This window comes from Catalinimonas alkaloidigena (assembly GCF_900100765.1).
In the GTDB taxonomy this organism is placed as follows: Bacteria; Bacteroidota; Bacteroidia; order Cytophagales; family Flexibacteraceae; genus Mooreia; species Mooreia alkaloidigena.
On sequence record NZ_FNFO01000002.1, the window covers coordinates 672,142 to 689,053 of the forward strand.

General features: G+C 53.1%; 11 protein-coding genes. 4 read left to right on the plus strand and 7 right to left on the minus strand.

Going from position 1 to position 16,912, the window contains the following annotated elements; genetic code table 11:
• Nucleotides 1–216 precede the first annotated feature (216 nt).
• A complete protein-coding gene (locus tag BLR44_RS06310) occupies nucleotides 217–2,967 on the plus strand; it encodes a PAS domain-containing hybrid sensor histidine kinase/response regulator (protein ID WP_089680374.1) in 2,751 nt (916 codons plus the stop codon).
• Here BLR44_RS06310 and nspC read toward each other — a convergent pair.
• The 3 genes from nspC to BLR44_RS06325 all read right to left on the minus strand — a co-directional run bounded on the left by nspC (nucleotide 2,946) and on the right by BLR44_RS06325 (nucleotide 10,226).
• Complete coding sequence (gene nspC / locus BLR44_RS06315; RefSeq protein WP_089680376.1) at nucleotides 2,946–4,121, minus strand: carboxynorspermidine decarboxylase; 1,176 nt, start codon at nucleotides 4,119–4,121, stop codon at nucleotides 2,946–2,948. The two genes, BLR44_RS06310 and nspC, sit on opposite strands and share 22 nt — an antisense overlap.
• A 112-nt stretch (nucleotides 4,122–4,233) precedes the next feature.
• Nucleotides 4,234–5,622, minus strand: a complete 1,389-nt coding sequence (locus tag BLR44_RS06320; protein WP_089680378.1) for an undecaprenyl-phosphate glucose phosphotransferase — start codon at nucleotides 5,620–5,622, stop codon at nucleotides 4,234–4,236.
• Between the two features lie 839 nt (nucleotides 5,623–6,461).
• Nucleotides 6,462–10,226 (minus strand): PAS domain-containing hybrid sensor histidine kinase/response regulator, encoded by a 3,765-nt coding sequence (locus BLR44_RS06325; RefSeq protein WP_218127020.1) that lies wholly within the window; start codon nucleotides 10,224–10,226, stop codon nucleotides 6,462–6,464.
• Between the two features lie 299 nt (nucleotides 10,227–10,525).
• Between BLR44_RS06325 and BLR44_RS06330 the strand changes: the two genes are divergently transcribed.
• Entirely contained in the window at nucleotides 10,526–10,882 is a 357-nt protein-coding gene (locus BLR44_RS06330; protein WP_176955919.1) for an Hpt domain-containing protein, read from the plus strand.
• Between the two features lie 5 nt (nucleotides 10,883–10,887).
• Here the strand turns inward: BLR44_RS06330 and BLR44_RS06335 are convergent, their stop codons facing one another.
• Nucleotides 10,888–11,955 carry an Ldh family oxidoreductase gene (locus tag BLR44_RS06335; RefSeq protein ID WP_089680383.1) on the minus strand — a complete coding sequence of 356 codons (1,068 nt, stop codon included), beginning with the start codon at nucleotides 11,953–11,955 and terminating at the stop codon, nucleotides 10,888–10,890.
• A gap of 76 nt (nucleotides 11,956–12,031) precedes the next feature.
• Complete coding sequence (locus tag BLR44_RS06340) at nucleotides 12,032–13,015, minus strand: aldo/keto reductase (RefSeq protein WP_089680779.1); 984 nt, start codon at nucleotides 13,013–13,015, stop codon at nucleotides 12,032–12,034.
• Nucleotides 13,016–13,161: 146 nt separating this feature from the next.
• Between BLR44_RS06340 and BLR44_RS06345 the strand changes: the two genes are divergently transcribed.
• Together BLR44_RS06345 and BLR44_RS06350 are read left to right on the plus strand one after the other, a co-directional pair.
• The gene (locus BLR44_RS06345) at nucleotides 13,162–13,704 is read left to right on the plus strand and encodes an NUDIX hydrolase (protein WP_089680385.1); all 543 of its coding nucleotides are present in this window, start codon (nucleotides 13,162–13,164) and stop codon (nucleotides 13,702–13,704) included.
• Complete coding sequence (locus tag BLR44_RS06350) at nucleotides 13,701–14,231, plus strand: DUF4269 domain-containing protein (RefSeq protein WP_089680387.1); 531 nt, start codon at nucleotides 13,701–13,703, stop codon at nucleotides 14,229–14,231. Before BLR44_RS06345 ends, BLR44_RS06350 begins: the two co-directional genes overlap by 4 nt.
• On the opposite strand, the gene BLR44_RS06355 is transcribed toward BLR44_RS06350, so the two are convergent.
• Together BLR44_RS06355 and BLR44_RS06360 are read right to left on the minus strand one after the other, a co-directional pair.
• Nucleotides 14,221–16,437, minus strand: a complete 2,217-nt coding sequence (locus tag BLR44_RS06355) for a M56 family metallopeptidase (protein WP_089680389.1) — start codon at nucleotides 16,435–16,437, stop codon at nucleotides 14,221–14,223. The genes BLR44_RS06350 and BLR44_RS06355 overlap by 11 nt on opposite strands.
• Complete coding sequence (locus BLR44_RS06360; RefSeq protein WP_089680391.1) at nucleotides 16,434–16,808, minus strand: BlaI/MecI/CopY family transcriptional regulator; 375 nt, start codon at nucleotides 16,806–16,808, stop codon at nucleotides 16,434–16,436. Before BLR44_RS06360 ends, BLR44_RS06355 begins: the two co-directional genes overlap by 4 nt.
• Between the last annotated feature and the right edge of the window lie 104 nt (nucleotides 16,809–16,912).

The following is a 16,912-nucleotide window of genomic DNA, read 5'->3' on the forward strand; positions in this document are numbered from 1 at the left end:
GCAATACGAAGCTGGGAACTGTATTGTAGTGTTGCCCTGAGCAGTGTGGTGTGCAGGAGTTTTTAGCTTTATTTATATGCAGGTCTACCACGATGCACTCGGGTAGAGGTTAAGATCATTGTGAATAATCTAGTAAGCGAAGGCGTTAGTAGCCTTATCCATGCGATCAAAGACATCGCCTGTCTGGTAACAGAGGCTAATGGTAACCTATTGGCTATGAACCAACTGGCAGAGCAGATGTTTTGTGTGGAAGGACCACGTCTGTCGCTGAAACGCTGTGCCTGGACGATCCACGCCGATCGTCATCAGATCATTCTGCATGAGCAAACCCACGCGCCGAATAACAACCTTACTGATCTACTCGACTTCCTGCCGGTAGGGAGCGCGTCGTCCTGGACAGTGCTCCGCGAAGGCGCCTTTGTGCAATCGGTCACCATTGCGGTGTCGGAACTGGTACAAGCCGGAGAAGGGGGACACCTGATCTGCATTACTCCCGGTACAGAACAAACGCTGTCTGCCGCGGTATCAGACTACCAGCAGCTGCGGTTTGCCAGTGCCATCAGCCACATTTCCGACCTGATCCTGAGCGACGATACCGAAAAGGTCTACCGCGAGATGGTGAACATTGTGGGGAAAGCGCTCGAGATGGAACGTTGTTCAGTCTACGAAGTCAATGATACCCAGGGCTATCTGAAAGAAAAGTTTGAGTGGGTAGACCAGGAAAGTGATCCGTCGCGCACCTCTTCATTAGTGAGTTATCCACTTAAGAAGTTTAAAAACGCTACGGAGTATTTTCGCAAAGAAAAGAAATGGCTCGTCAGCCATAAAAATCAGCCCTTGCCTCTGTTGGTCCAGGATGGTTCCTGGCAGCTTCTGCACGAAGAAATGGATTTGGGCAGCATATATGCGTTTCCGTTTCATTTCCGTCCGGGCAAATATCTTTTACTCATTGCGCATCGCCATCAGGAACTGCACCGGCTTTCGCCCGAAGAACTGGAGTTCGTCGAAGCGGTTATTAAGCAGGTCAGTATTTCGCTGAACCAAAGTGAGCGCGAAAACAAATACCGATTCCTTTCGGAGAATTCAACCGACGTAGTGCTGTTACTGGATTTGCACGGCCGCTACAAATACATTTCGCAGGCTGCCAAAGAAGTGTATGGCTATGAGCCGGACGAACTGTTGGGGCGGGAGGTCTTTGAGTTTGTGCATCCGGACGATGCTGCCGATCTGCATGCTCTTTTCGCGGAAAAACGGGCGGAACAAGTGCCCTTTATGAAACGCTACCGCCGCCGCCGCAAAGACGGAACGTACGTGTGGATGGAATATACGGTAAAAATGGTATACCGAAACCGTCGTTTGGTAGGCGTGCAGGCGGCTGGTCGTGACATCACCGAACGGAAACGTGTGGAAGAAGCATTGGTCGTGGCCAAAGAGCAGGCTGAGGCCTTAGCGAAGACCAAGGAGATGTTTCTGTCAACCATGAGCCACGAAATTCGGACGCCGCTTAACGCGGTTATCGGATTTGTACACCTGTTGTTGGACGAAAATCCACGTCCCGACCAGCGGGATACGCTGAATGCGCTGCAGTTCTCTGCCAAACAGCTTTATCAATTGCTGAACGACATCCTGGATCTGAATAAAATCGATGCCGGTAAAATTGCCCTGGAGTCGATTGCGTTCAAGTTTCAACCTTTGTTGGAAGGCCTGGAGAAATCGTTCGTTTTGCGCGCCAAGCAGAAATCAATTGCTTTGCGCACCGACATTGATCCGGCTTTGCCCGAGGTCGTGCAGGGCGACCCTGTCCGTCTGATGCAGATTCTGACCAATCTGTTGAGTAACGCCATCAAATTCACCGAACAGGGAAGCGTGACTTTGCGAGCGCAGGTAGAAGAGGAGACCGATACGCATGTCTGGATACGTTTTAGCGTAATCGATACCGGTATTGGTATTCCGGCCGACAAGCGCGATGCGATTTTTGAAAGTTTTACGCAAGCCAGCCCAGACATTGCCCGCCGCTTTGCCGGTACGGGGTTGGGGCTGGCCATCACCAAAAAGCTGATTCAATTGCAGGGAGGAGACATCGCGGTAGAGAGCGTGGAAGGACAGGGCAGCACCTTCAGCTTCAACCTGAAAATGGAGAAAGGCCACCCAGATCAGGTACAGGAGAACGAAGCGAAAGCAACCGTGGACCTGACAGGGGTTCGCCTGCTGGTGGCCGAGGACAACGAGATCAACCGGGAGGTCGTAGGGCGTTTTCTGAGCAAATGGCACATCAAAGCCGACTACGCTCTTAACGGTCAGGAAGCCGTCGACATGTGGGAGCAACCGGACGTCGCTTACGACTTACTGTTGATGGATTTGCACATGCCCCACTGCGATGGCTTTGAGGCGGCAGCAAAAATTCGTGCGTTGGAGCGCCAGGAAGCACGGGCTTCGATACCCATCGTGGCCTTCACCGCTTCGGCTTCATCTGCGGTACAAGAGAAAATTCTACAGGCTGGCATGGACGATTTCATTCCGAAGCCTTTCAAACCCGTTGAGCTTTATAACGTTATTGCTAAGCATATACGACCTCAGACCACCACGGAGCGCCCGCCTATGCCCTCGCAGATCAATTTCAGTAACCTAGTAGAAATCTCTAACGACGACCCTGTTTTTCTGGTGAGCTTGGTGCATATGTACATCAAAGCCTTGCGCCAGTTCGAGAAAGAAATCCGCGAAGCTCTGTTGATGGCTAGCCACGATCGCGTCCGCGAAGTGTCACACCGTCACTGGGGAACGTTGCTATCACTGGAAGTAGAGGCCTTGATCAAGCTGGTCGAAAGCAGTAAGCAGCAGGTAAAAGATCCGAACTACGACTCCTACCAGGCTACGGCGCTTGTTAATCGCATTGCTGAGTTGGTCGGCGAAATGATCCGCGAGCTTCAGACCCACCTGCCAGACGATCAGGAGAGTTTAGAGCGGTAGTCCTCGTAGCTGAATTTACGCACTAGCTCAAAACTCCCGTCTTCATGCCAGATGCCTAACGACGGATGCCGTACGCCGTTGAAAAAGGTGGTCTTCACCATCGTGTAATGCATCATGTCATCGAATACCAACCGGTTGCCGATTTGCAACGGCCGATCAAAGCGGTAGTCTCCTACATAATCGCCAGCCAAACATGTGCTTCCCCCAATCCGGTATGCCGTTGCGGTAGGGACGGCATCGTACGCTCCTAAAATCTTAGGCTTGTAGGGCATCTCGATGCAGTCGGGCATGTGCGCCGAAATCGAGGCGTCGATAATAACGGCCTGAATCCCCTGGCTGTCGAAAATATCCTGTACGGTCGTTACCAGATAGCCCGTCTGCCAGGCAATGGCTGCTCCTGGCTCCAGAATTACCTTGACATCGTACTTTTCCTGGAATTGTTTGAGTACCCGGATCAGGTGCGCGACGTCGTAGCCTTCACGCGTCATCAGGTGACCTCCACCCATGTTCACCCATTTGGCCTGGTGCAACAGCTTACCGAAGCGATCTTCAATGGCGGCCAACGTGCGCTCTAGCGCATACGAATCGCTTTCGCAAAGTGTATGAAAATGCAGTCCTTCAATTCCTTCGGGCAATTGATCACCGAAATGCGGAGCGGTCTGTCCCAAACGTGAGCCCGGTATACAAGGATTGTACAGGTCTGTGGTCACTTCGGCATATTCCGGGTTGATCCGAATCGCGCACGAAATCTTTTTCGAAGCATGCTGCACCCGCGGCTTAAAACGCTCCCACTGGTTAAGCGAATTAAACGAAAGGTGGTCGGAATACCGCAGGATGTCCTCGAACTCGTCTTCAAAGTAAGCAGTACTGAAGCAATGCACTTCGCCTCCAAACTCTTCATACCCAAGACGGGCTTCGTAAAGTCCGCTACTGGCGGTACCGGACAAATACTTGCGTATTAGCGGAAAAGCACCAAACATGGCGAAACCCTTCAACGCCAGAATGATCTGGGCGCCAGACTCTTCTTGCACGAACTTAATCAGTTCCAAATTTTCGCGCAGGCGCTTTTCTTCCAGCACAAAGCAAGCCGAAGGAATGGCCTGAAAATCGACCGTGGGATAGGTACGTTGGAGGGCGAGCGGTGTTTTTTGCATGAGGAAATGGTTCGAGGCGCAAGTTAAAAGCTACGGACCGAAGTCGGTATAAACGAAAGAGGAACGACATGATGTCATTCCTCTTAGAATCTCGAAGAAGTCTACGGAACGGTTAGTACGCGTTTTCTTCTCCTTTGATGATGTTCAGAACAGTTTTGAGGATGATCTTCAGATCCAGCCCGAAGCTCCAGTTCTCGATGTAGGCTACATCGTATTCTACTCGCTTCTGCATCAGGTGCATCTGCTTAGTTTCGCCACGGTAGCCGTTCACTTGAGCAAAGCCTGTGATGCCCGGCGTAACGAAGTGACGCAATGTATACGTATCGATGGCTTTTGAATAATGCTCCAACTGGTTGATCATGTTGGGGCGTGGGCCTACGACAGACATATCGCCTAGCAATACATTGAAGAACTGAGGTAGCTCATCGAGCGATGTTTTGCGCAGGAAGCGACCGACTTTCGTAATGCGAGGATCGTCTTTGGTCGCTTGCTGATGCGTGACGTTGTTGATGCGCATCGTACGGAACTTATAGCAGGCGAACAGTTGGTTCTTTTTACCCGGACGCATTTGCTTGAAGAAGATTGGACCTTCTGATTCCAGTTTGATGGCGATGGCGATGATCGGCAGAATGAACGGGAACAAGAAGAGAATGACGGCCAGCGAAAATGCGATGTCGAATGCCCGCTTCAACCACTGGTTCGTTGTTTCCATCAGTGGCTCTTTACGAACCGTCATGACCGGAATGGAGTCCATGTGGTAGATGTTGACGTTCTTCTGCAAGAAGGCGCTGAAGTCAGGCACAATGCGGAAGTAGATGAAATTGTCGTCGGCAAACTTGGCGATGTCGTCAAGCAAATCGCGTTCGGTAATCGGCAACGCGAAGTAGATTTCGTCTACCTGTTCGCGCAGGCAATACGCTTTGATGTCTTCCAGGCGCCCACGGATCAGATCCTGGTGAGGCGTTTCTTCCGGCTTATCGGTGAAGAAACCCATGAAGCGGTAGCCTAGCTCTTTGTTGGTGATGAACATGTCATGCAACGAGTGAGCCGAGCGGCCGGTCCCAATCACTACGGCCTTGCGGTTGGCAGTAGTCGACAGTTTGTACCGTTTGTACGCTGAAATGAGCATGAAACGTGCAGCTACTACTGCCAGTGCCGATGCGCCATATGCCATGACCAGAAATTCGCGAGAGAAATAGTGGGCTTTAAAGCCTACGATATAAACCGCGATGATGAACCCATGTAACAAGAAAGCATAGACCAAGTTGCTAAGCATCTTGCGGGTATTGGTGATTTCCTTAACGTGGTAAATGTCATTGAAAAGCGCGGAAACTATCCAAGCTAAGTTAAAAATGACAAACAGAGAATAGTAATGTGTGAAGCTGATCTCTGGCCCGAATTTAAGAAAGTAAGCGACACGGAAACCCAAGCTTAGTAGTAGCAACTCCACAACAAGTAAAACCGCTTTGAGCAGCTTCGTGTGAGTACTGACTTTTTCCATAGTCCTAGATAATGTAAATGTCCCCAATATTTTAAAAAATAAAATAAGAATAGTTAAATAAACGAAGCGAAAAACCTCTTCGAAATCGGTGAATGTCGGTTGCGAAAGTTCGATTGTCCGCTATAGTAATCCGGAGTGGTGGCCGGATGAGCAGAAGTAGGTAAAGCGAGTTAACTATGGAAGCTATTTCTGATCATCTCACTTGTACCTGCTTTGCGTCGTACGTCGTTGAATCTATCGGTTTCAAATGCAGCATCGCCTTTTGGTAGCCCTGCCGTTTGGAGGGGCAATGTTAGGTAATGATGACTGATTTTGTAAGGCAAATATTGATTTGATTCAATTTTCTTATCGATTATTACAAAAGTAAGCTAATTGGCTTTCAAATCAAATTATTTTCGAATTCCCCCAGCGAACGAACGGTAGATTGCCAGTTTTACTCGTTAAATGCAAAATATTGGCAGGATAAATATATTTTCTGTTCGTTCTTGCCTGTCGTTACTATATACGGCTGATGTAATATTTAGTAACCGCCGATAACTTGTTTGGTATACGCGGGAGGCAGAAAGAGGTTATGAAAATAGCGCGATTAATTTATGCATCCGGCGATAAGTCCTGAACGTAGTGGAGCTTGTAGAAGGACTGCCGTGGCAGGGGTGCCTAAATCGATACGAAAAAAGGGATTTTTTGCTGTCGATGCAAGATACTCACCAGAATTTTACAAGAAATTAATATAACCCGCCCTTGAAAATACCAAGCTCGGCACTTTATCCGGAGCCTACAGGGAAGTAAGCTTAAAAGATAATGTGCCGAACCGGGCAAGCGAATTAGGTACTGGTATGCTAAGCAGCCGTTTGGTCTAGCTGAGCCAGATAGGTCTGCACCCCCTGCATAAGTTCTTGTGTGATCTTCTGAAACTGGTCTATCGCTTTGGATTCGTGGGGTGGGGTGCCCCATTGCTGTGACAAAACAGTGAGCTTGTGCTCGTACTGGTGAAGCGTAAGTTTCGTCAAAGTAGCGCGTAGCGCATGGTATTGCTCCAGAGCGTGTTGGTAATCGCCTTGCTGGATGCACAAGGCAATGGCGGTGCCCAAAACGTTAAGGTTCTGTTGGCACTCTTCCAAAAGTTGGCGGTACTGGGCTGCATCCTGATGAGCGGCAGGCAAAGCATTCCAGTCTACCGACTCCGGCTGGAGTGTGGCCACAAATTCCCGATGACGATGGATATAAAACCCAATCTTGTGGCTGAGTTCTTTAGGCTGAAAAGGCTTGGTTACGTAGTCATTCATGCCTGCCGTTACGATCTCCTGATCGATTCCTGCCATGGCCGAGGCAGTCAGGGCAATGATAGGCACGTGGGCTTTGCGCGGATCGCCTAACTCGCGTATGTGCTGTGCAGCCTGGTACCCATCCATTTCGGGCATCTGCAGGTCCATCAAAACCAGGTCGTAATGCCGCTCATCCATCTTTTGTAGCGCTTCGACACCGTTGTTGGCGATGTCGATCTCAAGGTTCCAGCGTGTCAAAAACTTGAGGGCCACTTTCTGGTTAATCAGATTGTCTTCCGCTAATAGAATGGAGCTTCCTTCCGGAATGGGCCATTCGGCAGCGGAGTCGGTCGCTTGGGCAGCGGCTACCGTGCTGGCTGTAGGCAAGCAGAGCGTGAACGTAAACGTAGCGCCCTGGCCGGGAACGCTGTGGACGGATATTTCGCCTTCCTGCATCTCGACCAGCCGCTTGGTGATGTGGAGGCCGAGCCCAGTCCCTCCAAAATGGCGTGTTGTTTCGCTACTTTCCTGCACGAAGGGCTCGAAAATAGCGGCTTGTTTCTCGGGCGAAATGCCAATGCCCGTATCTTGAATCTGAAACAGCAGCTCGCGGTACTCGCTGTTGCCCTCTTTCTCCGAAACGGTAATTTTTACAAAGCCTTTGGCCGTAAACTTGATGGCGTTGCTCAACAAGTTGTTCAAGATCTGGCCAATGCGTGCCGGATCGCCCTTTAGGTGATATGGCACATTCGGAGCGATGTCCATCTGCAGGCTCAGTCCCTTCTCGGCGGCTTTGGGCTGGAACATGCGGTGGGTGTCCGACAGAAGGGCCGCCATGTCGAAAGGAATGGATTCGAGTTCGATCTTGTTGGCTTCTATTTTAGACAGATCCAGAATGTCGTCGATCAGGTGCAGCAGTGTATTTGCTGAAAAATTCAGCGTCTTCAGGTTGTCGAGTTGGTCATCGCGTGCATCTTCCATCAGAATGCGGGTCATGCCGATAACTGCATTCATCGGTGTCCGAATCTCGTGGCTCATGTTCGCCAGGAACATGGCTTTCGCCTGTGATGCGGATTCGGCCGACTCTTTCGCCACCAGCAGTTCTTCTCCGTATTGGCGACTTTCCAACGCATTGTTTACCCATTGGCCCACCAACTGAATAAAGTCTTTGTCTTCTTGCGTGAACTTGGTGGGGCGATTCGAGAAGAAGTTCAGGGTACCGTAGGGCTCATCCTGCACCCATAGGGGTACGGCGATATAGGATTCGAAGCCGAAAATTTCGTAACAGAGCGCATCGCGGTACGCAGAGCTCCGCATCTCTTCTATGGCCAGCACCCGGTTCTGCTTGAATGTAAAATTGCAATACGTATTGGCCAGCTCGAACTGCTGACCCCGGTAAAGGGAATGAGGATGATACGAAAACACGTCCTCTACGATGTAGGTCGCCCCTTCGATGCGTCCGACCATTCCGGCATCCATGTTCAATGCCTGATTGGCAAACTTCAACAGGTGCGTCATCTTTTCGCCGGAACTGAGACCGGATTGGTAAGCAATGCGGTACACTTCTTCCATACGGACGCGCTGCCGTTCCGCATTTTGTTCAGCGACTTTACGAGCGGTAATAATTTCAGTTAAGATCACAAGTCCACCGACTTCGCCCTGATCGTCATACCACGGCCCCATTTCCCACCGAACCCATTCCTGTTTGCCCAGTAGGTTAATAAACGAGTCTTCTTCGCAGCTTTCGGTGATGCCTGTCAGGCAGCGTTGATGAATTTCCCGCCAGTGGGGCGAAAAATTGGGAAACACGTCGTAGTGCGACTGTCCCGTGATGTCTTCTTCTAACAAATAGTCTTTGTACCAGCGCTGACTGGCGGCGACATACCGCATATCCCGGTCGAGCATGGCAATGGCAGCCGGAGCACCGCTGATGAAGGCCGTCATGGACAAAGAAGGCGAGTGGAGTAATTGCGAAGCAGACGACGCCAGTTCCTGCACAAAACCATATACTTTATGAGGAGTAGCGGGGAAAGCCATGACGCGGAAGCGTGCGTGCGGCTGCGTTGGCCAGGTAACCTCCGCATCGACGGTCTGCCCCGTTTGCAGGGCTTCGCTCAGGTGCTGTCTCCAGAGCGAAAATTCCGGCAAAGCCAGTTCCTGTTCCGACGCCTGTGACGACGAAGTGTCGACCACTGAAGTAAGGTGCGGAGTGGGGTGGGGCGTCAGCTGTTCCGTCAAAACATCATAACTGAAGTAACGTGTAGACGAAGAAGCCTGAGGGTTTGACTGGCAATGGCGCAAAAATTCCCGCTCGGCGACCTCGCGTGTAACCGAGACCAGACGCGTTGCGTCGTCCGGATGTACAGAAAGATGGGTTTCCACCCACGTATACGCGCCACTGTGGTGACGCAACCGATAAGTAAACGACGTAGACGATTGTTGTACTATGCCCTGTTGCCAGTGGGCTTCTACCCTCGATTGATCGTCCGGATGGACAAAATCGCCCAGTGTGCGACCTGTTAATTGGTCTGGAGTAAGGCCGAATACATGTAAAGCAGCAGGGGTTAATACTTCGAAACTTCCGTTGGCGCGGTGAAAAATGACCAGATCGTGCATCGCCTCGATCAACTGGCCGAACTGGTGCGTCGTGTGTTGGATTTGCGAGGAAATTTGCTGCGAGGTCTGCGAATAAACTTCCAAGTCGCGTTTCCTGTCAGCCATTTCCTGATTGAGGAGATAAAGTTGGTGCATCATGCCTTCCAACTCCCGGCTGTGCTTCCGTTGCAGCCATGCATAAACACCGACCGTCCCCAATCCCACGCAGGATGAACTTACCAACACTATTTTGCGGAGGAGCGAGGCCAGCGATGCAGGCAGGGTCGCTGCCGGAAAGAGGCTGTAGTGGGTCATTTCCATCGTAATGACTACCCCTATCACCAATGCAATGCTCGCCAGGCGAGCGGTCTTGTGGTGAGCGTCAAAGATGAGAAATGGCAGAAAAAGTCCGGATAACACACAGGCTTCGAAAATAACGTCTTCGCGAAGCACCGCACCTACGATACTCAGGTGGGCGATGGTGAGCACAAACATCAACGTGCGCGCCCGTAACGTACGTCCCTGAGACATGAGTAGCGGACAAAGGAAGGCATTCAGGAGGACTAACCCGCTGAGCCACAAGTGGTCGCCTTGACCAAACTGACTCCACAGGACAATAGCAAAGAGCACGTGCGCCATTAACAGCAGACTGGCAAAATTGGTGGTTTGCAGGTTGATCTTCTCTTGATCGGTGGTATCCGGAGTGATTCCTAAGTGGATAAGCTTTGACAGCAAATGCTTCATTTTTAAATACTTAGTAATCATCAAATTTAGCGCCCTGCCGTGTAGCATATTGAAAGGAATCAGGCCCCTTCACAGACATGTAACTTATGTTAAGAAATCTCCGCAGAGAAGCGAGTGGCTGAGTACGAGCGGCTTGCGCCGATGCAGATTGCCCCAATGATTGCCGGAAGTAAGGTGTGAAAGGGAATGGGACGTTTTCGAAAATGCAGAATGGACAAATTTGCTTGTGCGGGATTTTCAAGCCAATTGCTGGCTCATCTCTTCTGCACCGCATTACATCACTTTTATCAATTGGGAGTATGAAGTACGATAAAGCCGTTGACCTGACCTACCTGATCGAATTTAGCGACGACGATCACGAGTTTATTCGTGACATGATCGAAACTTTTCTGGAGAACACACCCGAGGATCTTCACCGGCTTAGGGTCGCACTTGTGCAGGACGACTGGCCCGCGGTGCGCGATGTCGCGCATAAAATCAAACCTTCGGTCACGTTCTTGGGGCTGCATGCCCTGAAGGAGGATATCGTGGTACTGGAACGATTGGCCAAACAAGGGAAGCCGGCCGAAATGATACGCGCGCTGAGCCAGAAGCTCATGGCGGTATGCCAACGCGCTACGGAAGAGCTGCGCGTGGAGCTATTGGTTTATGTGTAAGAGATTTAAAGATTAATCCCGAACTTGTCGCCCAGCTGTTGTAAATCTTTTTCTACCGGGGGCAGAAGTTCGATGCCCTGTTCACTGCGGATGCGTTCAGACTCCCGTTCGGGGTCGCCCGGAATAAGAACACGCTGGGTTGGATCGGCCGTTTTTGCGCTACGGAACGTAACGATCCACTGGTCCATGTGCCGTTTGAACTCTTCGGCCGGTCGAAACGCATCGACGCGCATCGCCCCGAAAAAGTGGCCGATGCCCTGCCCGACCGGGTTGGCGGGAGGGGAGAGGAAACTCACAAAAGGTGGTACCCAAGGCCCGTAATTAGCGCCCGAAAGCACTGCCGAGAAAATATCAACTACAGCCCCGAGACAATACCCTTTGTGGCTGCCGTGTTCGCGGTCGCCGCCGAGCGGCAGCAGCGCCCCGCCTTTTGCTACGCCCTGCGGATCGGTGGTGCTGTGGCCTTCTTTGTCCTGAAGCCAGCCGACAGGCGCGGGCTCGCCTTTGCGTTGCAGAATCTCCAGCTTACCATTGGCGGCCGTGGTGGTGGCCATGTCGGCCACAAACGGCGGTTGCTCTCCCGCAGGAATGGCAACGGCAATGGGATTGGTGCCGAGCAGCCGTTCAATAGCAAACGTCGGTGCCACCAGCGGCGAAGCGTTGGTCATGGCCATCCCGATCATGTCGTGCTGGAGGGCCTGCATGGCGTGCCAGCCTGCAATACCAAAGTGATTCGAATGGCGTACAGATACCCAGCCGCTACCTACTTGGCGCGACTTTTCGATGGCGAGTTGCATCGCTTTGGGGCCGACCACCAGTCCCAAACCTCCGTCTCCGTCGATAACGCCAGTGCTGGGCGTTTCGTGTACCACCTGGATGTTAGGAGTGGCGTTGATGCGCCCCGCTTCCCACAAACGTACGTACCCCGACAGGCGCGCTACTCCGTGCGAATCGATGCCGCGTAAGTCGGCGGACAAAAGCACTTCGGCTGCCAGCGCGGCGTGGTCGGGGGGGCAGCCCATCTGCAAGAAGACCTGTTCGCTAAATCGCCGGAGCTGTTCGTAAGAATGCATGGACTATCAGAATACGTTGCGGCCGCTAAGGTAATGGGCCGCGTCTAGTTACAAAGGGTTTGTGTGGCTTTTCTCCTTACCAGAGGGTGTGCACGCTGGCGCGAATGTAGCGATCGTATACGTTGCGGACTGCCTGCAGTTGTTCCTGAGAAATGGCAGGCAACTCGGCAGCGTGGACGTTCGAAACGACTTGTTCGGCGTGCGAGGCCCCTGGAATTACGGTGCTCACTTCCGGGAACATCAACACCCAGCGCAACGCCCAGGCAGCAAGTTCGCCTTCCGGAAAAATCTTCTTCAGCGCCTCGACTGCTTCCAGCCCTTGACCGTACGGCACACCCGAAAAGGTTTCGCCTTTGTCGAACGCTTCGCCATTGCGGTTAAAGTTGCGGTGATCGTCGGGATCGAACACCGTATTGTTGGTCATCTTTCCGGCCAACAGGCCGCTGGCCAGTGGCACGCGTACAATCACGCCAACGTTTTTGTCTTTCGCCTGCGGGAAAAAATCGTCGGCAGGACGCAACCGGAACATGTTAAAGATAATCTGCACGGTCGCTACGTTCGGGTATTCAATAGCCTTCTGCGCTTCCGCAATTTTTTCGACACTGACGCCCAGGTGGCGGATCTTGCCCTGTTCCTGAAGGCGTTCGAACGTTTCGAAAATCTCAGGACGGTCGTAGACGGGCGTCGGAGGGCAGTGAAGTTGAACCAGGTCGATCGTGTCGCGCTGCAACCGCTTTAGGCTGTCTTCGACGTACTTCGTCAGCGCGGCCGGGGTGTAGCCTTCGGTGACGTGGGGCTGGATTTGGCGTCCGCACTTGGTAGCAACGTAGACTTCTTCGCGGCATTCTTTCAGCACGTTTCCTACCGCCCGCTCGCTAAGCCCTTCGCTGTATACATCGGCCGTATCGATAAAGTTGATGCCTCCGTCGAGCGCCGCCCGAAGCGTGTGAGCGGCGGTTTTTTCGTTGAAGGGAGAGCCCCATCGGCCGCCCACCTGCCAGGTGCCCAACGAGATTTCGGAAATGCGCCAGCCGGTTTTGCCGAGAGTACGGTATTGCATGTCTATAAAAGTAGGTTCGGCGACCAAGTTGCCCAAACCTCGTTAGTTGGCAAACCTTTTTGCAGAAAATAAGGCGATAAATACGCGTGAATAAACCTACAGCGGGCGTTGGCTGTTCCGGTAAAGTACTTTATCTTTTGCCCGGTATGAATTTCTGTAGTCATTGCGGTAGCAACCAACTCGACTGTAAAGTGCCGGCGGGCGATCACGTGGCGCGCTATGTGTGCCAGGTATGCGGCACGGTCCACTACGTCAACCCCAAAATGGTGGTGGGCTGTCTGGTGGTGCACGAGGAACGGGTTCTCTTGTGCCGCCGGGCCATCGAGCCGCGCTATGGCTTCTGGAATTTGCCGACCGGATTTCTGGAAAGTGGCGAGACGGTAGAAGAAGGGGCCATTCGCGAAACGTGGGAAGAAGCGCGGGCCCGCGTAAAAGTAGAGCGACTTCACTCGGTTTATAGCTTGCCGCACTGCGATCAGATCATCATACATTTTGTGGCCCAGTTGCAGGAGACCGGCATCGAAGCAGGGCCGGAAAGCCTCGAAGTTAATTTCTTTGCGGAGACGGAAATTCCCTGGGACGACATGGCGTTCAGCTCACACCGCTTTGCGTTGGAACGGTATTTCGAAAATCGGTTGAAGCCCGATAAGCAAACGTACCTGGGAAGCAGTTGCCTGCGTACGTCATGAACTGGCGTGATTTGGCTTACCTGCAAGCCGGAAACGTGCGGCAGCAACGCGCGTACCGAGCTCTGACTGACGGGGACATCCTGACGGCACTGGCACCTTTTGATCCTGTTCTGATCGGCACCATTCCTCTCCAGATCGACCTGCCCGGCAGTGACCTGGATCTGGCCTGTTGCTTCGCACAGGACGACGTTTTCATAAGGCACCTGCGGGCTCATTTTCAGCATCGTCCTGATTTTGAGTTGAAAACGAAACTGTTGCGTTCCGTTCCTACGGTGCTGGTGCGTTTCAACGCGCAGGGTTTTCTGGTAGAGATTTTTGGGCAGCCCCAACCAGTTGACGCGCAATACGGTTACCGGCATATGGTGGTCGAGCACCGGATTTTACAGGACCGGGACGAAGCGTTCCGAAACGAAATAGTCCGGCTCAAACGAACCGGACTATCGACAGAAGCGGCTTTTGCGCACTTATTGGGCTTGTCGGGCGATCCCTACGAAGCGCTGTTGCAGTGGGCGGATGCTACTTGCTGAACATGTAATTGAAGTTACCGCGCAGCCGTTTCCCAACTAGTTTTTCGTACAGGTCGAGGTATTTTTCCAGCACCTCCCGCGGTTGTGAGGTTCCGTTGACTACCAAGCGCTCGGGCGACATTTCGAACGAATATCGGTCGCGGTCTTCAATGAGTTCATCTTCCACAAAGGCATCTTCAAAAGCGTCGATCACTTTTTCGTTCAACACCACATCGCCGGCGTAGGCCTGTGCCAGCGCCCGTTGCTCCCGGAAGTGGTCGCGTTGTTGGGCACGAAGTTTCTCCTGTTCGGCGCGCACTTTGTCCTGATAACCACGCATCTCTTCTTGATACTGCTCGCGTAGTTCACGAACCTGCTCGCGGTATTCGTCCACTTTCTCCTGCCATTCGTGTTGGTGCTCCTGTAGTTCTTCCCGGTACACTTCCCACTGCTCCCGCCACGCTTCCTGCGACTGACGGAATTCTTCCTGCCACTCCTGCATGTGTTCGGCAAAGGCTTCGTGGTTCCAGCGGAGGCTATCGAGCGAATCGGGCGGGAAGGGCGGAACGGCGATGGCTAGCGGGGCCGTCATCGGCGCGGTAAAGGCCAGGGGAGCGGGCATAACGACTTCGAAATCGGGCAACGGGGCTACCAAGTCAAACTCACCCAGTGAGGCCAGGTCGCTCAAGATCGTCATGGTCTCGGTGTGAGCCATTGGCGCAACTGGCGACGGCGGCGTTACATGAAGGGCCGACACACCACCCCGCGAAGACGCGACGTAAACACGAGGGGCCGTGGACGTGCCGCGCCGCAGTTGTCTGAAAATCTGATCCAGTTCGCGCTGGTGTTCCTGATAATACTTCTCCGGAATTTTCCGGCCGTTGATGCGCAACTCCACCAGCTCGTCGTCTTCCAGTTCGGCTTTGATGCGTTTGCGCTTGCCGTTCTCGTCACGGTCGGTAATGGTAACCGACGTGCGGTCTTGTTTCGACGATTTGCTCGTGTCGGCATGGGATACCAGAGTAACCGGTAACGGGACTGCGGGCGCAGCGGCCGTCACCACCGACGCTTTTCCGGAAATCGTGTTGAAGCTGGCCACGGTCGGTTCCGTTGGTGCTGCATCCGAGGAAGCGTCCTGCGGGAGCCAATGCTGGAACAACAGGTTGGGCAGGGTTGCGGCCGAGTACACCATAGATTGACGTCCTGTATGAGGCGCTTTCTGCTGCCAGCCAACCACCAAAGCCAGCAGAACAACCAGTAAGGCGACACTGCCTTCGGCTGCCGGAAAGCGGGGGGCATGGGCTTCCGGCTGTACCAGACGGCGGATGCGCGCCAGCACGTGGAAACGAGGTCCTGTGAAAGCCAGCGCAGTTGAGGGCACAGTGGCCGTCCATTCCTGCAGGTGGAGAAGCGCCTTGGCCAGCGACAGGGAATCGTCGCAGGCGGTTACCGCCCAATCGTCGCAACAATGTTCGCGTTCGTTTCGGATTTCGCGCGAAAGCCACCAGACGGCCGGATGGTAAAACATCAGGATTTCCACGAAACTCTGAAAGAGGTTGATCAGGTAATCATAGCGACGGATATGGGCTAATTCATGGGCCAGGATGGCCTCGACTTGCGCGGGCGAGAGTCCGTTGACCAGCCCGATCGGCACCAGAATGATGGGTTTGAAATACCCCAGTACCATCGGAATATGAACCAGGGATGATTCAAACACCCGTACCGACCGACGGATCTGCATGCGCGGCACCAGCCGGTGCAAGGCCTGTGTCCACTGCGATGAAGCCGCTTGCAAGGCACGACGACGCAGGCGGTAGGTCCAGGCCAGCCCTCCCGCAAAACGGAGCGAAAGTACCGCCACGCCGATCAGCCACGCCCACGCGAGCCACGGGAAGCAGGACTTTAACGAATTGATCCACGTTACGAACCACACTGGTTCGGCCGGCGCGGGAGCCGTTACCTGATACATCTCGACCAGCGGAATCGCCAGCGTCGGAGTTGTCGCCGCCTGGGCGACGGGTGCGTCGGCCGTGGGCCAGAGGTACAGAAACGTGCCAAGCGCGCTGACCAATACCAAGGTCAGGCTGCCCACCAGCAGGAGGTAGTGGGTGCGGGCGGACGGTGCCAGCCACCGGCGGATCAGCAGCACCAGAAAAGCGACGAGGGTTCCTTGCCAGAGCGAGTGGAGGAGGGTCCATCCTAAGGTTTCGTGAAGGGAGAGATTCATTTTTTTCCTTTTTCTAGTTGATCGAGAAGCGTACGGATCTGTTGCAGTTCTTCGTCCGAAGTGGAGCGGTTGCCCAGGGCTTGCATGACCAGCTTCATGGCTGAACCGCGAAAGGTGGTGTCTAGAAAACGGTCCAGCAGCGCGCGCTGGGTTTCGTCTTCTTTCAGGAGGGCGCGGTATACGTGCTGGCGGCCGTCCGGCGTGCGGTCCACGATGCCTTTTTCGTGCATGATTTGCATCAGCTTCAGCGTGGTGGTGTAGCCGGTGGCAGGGTTGAGGCGCTCGTGCACCTCACGCACGGTCGAGGGGCCATGCTGCCAGAGAATCTGCAGGATTTGCAGTTCGGCTTCGGTGGGGCGGGGTTGGGACATGGATCTACGATTAATTTCGTAATTCAAAGATGTACGAACAATTTCGTATTGTCAATGGATCTACGATTTTTTTCGTAATTGAAGCGCAAAAAAAAGTTTGGAAC

Excerpts from the sequence above, each read along its gene's own strand:
- BLR44_RS06310 (WP_089680374.1), top strand. The coding sequence starts at position 217 with ATGAACCAACTGGCAGAGCAGATGTTTTGTGTGGAAGGACCACGTCTG.
- nspC (WP_089680376.1), bottom strand. The coding sequence starts at position 4,121 with ATGCAAAAAACACCGCTCGCCCTCCAACGTACCTATCCCACGGTCGAT.
- BLR44_RS06320 (WP_089680378.1), bottom strand. The coding sequence starts at position 5,622 with ATGGAAAAAGTCAGTACTCACACGAAGCTGCTCAAAGCGGTTTTACTT.
- BLR44_RS06325 (WP_218127020.1), bottom strand. The coding sequence starts at position 10,226 with ATGAAGCATTTGCTGTCAAAGCTTATCCACTTAGGAATCACTCCGGAT.
- BLR44_RS06330 (WP_176955919.1), top strand. The coding sequence starts at position 10,526 with ATGAAGTACGATAAAGCCGTTGACCTGACCTACCTGATCGAATTTAGC.
- BLR44_RS06335 (WP_089680383.1), bottom strand. The coding sequence starts at position 11,955 with ATGCATTCTTACGAACAGCTCCGGCGATTTAGCGAACAGGTCTTCTTG.
- BLR44_RS06340 (WP_089680779.1), bottom strand. The coding sequence starts at position 13,015 with ATGCAATACCGTACTCTCGGCAAAACCGGCTGGCGCATTTCCGAAATC.
- BLR44_RS06345 (WP_089680385.1), top strand. The coding sequence starts at position 13,162 with ATGAATTTCTGTAGTCATTGCGGTAGCAACCAACTCGACTGTAAAGTG.
- BLR44_RS06350 (WP_089680387.1), top strand. The coding sequence starts at position 13,701 with ATGAACTGGCGTGATTTGGCTTACCTGCAAGCCGGAAACGTGCGGCAG.
- BLR44_RS06355 (WP_089680389.1), bottom strand. The coding sequence starts at position 16,437 with ATGAATCTCTCCCTTCACGAAACCTTAGGATGGACCCTCCTCCACTCG.
- BLR44_RS06360 (WP_089680391.1), bottom strand. The coding sequence starts at position 16,808 with ATGTCCCAACCCCGCCCCACCGAAGCCGAACTGCAAATCCTGCAGATT.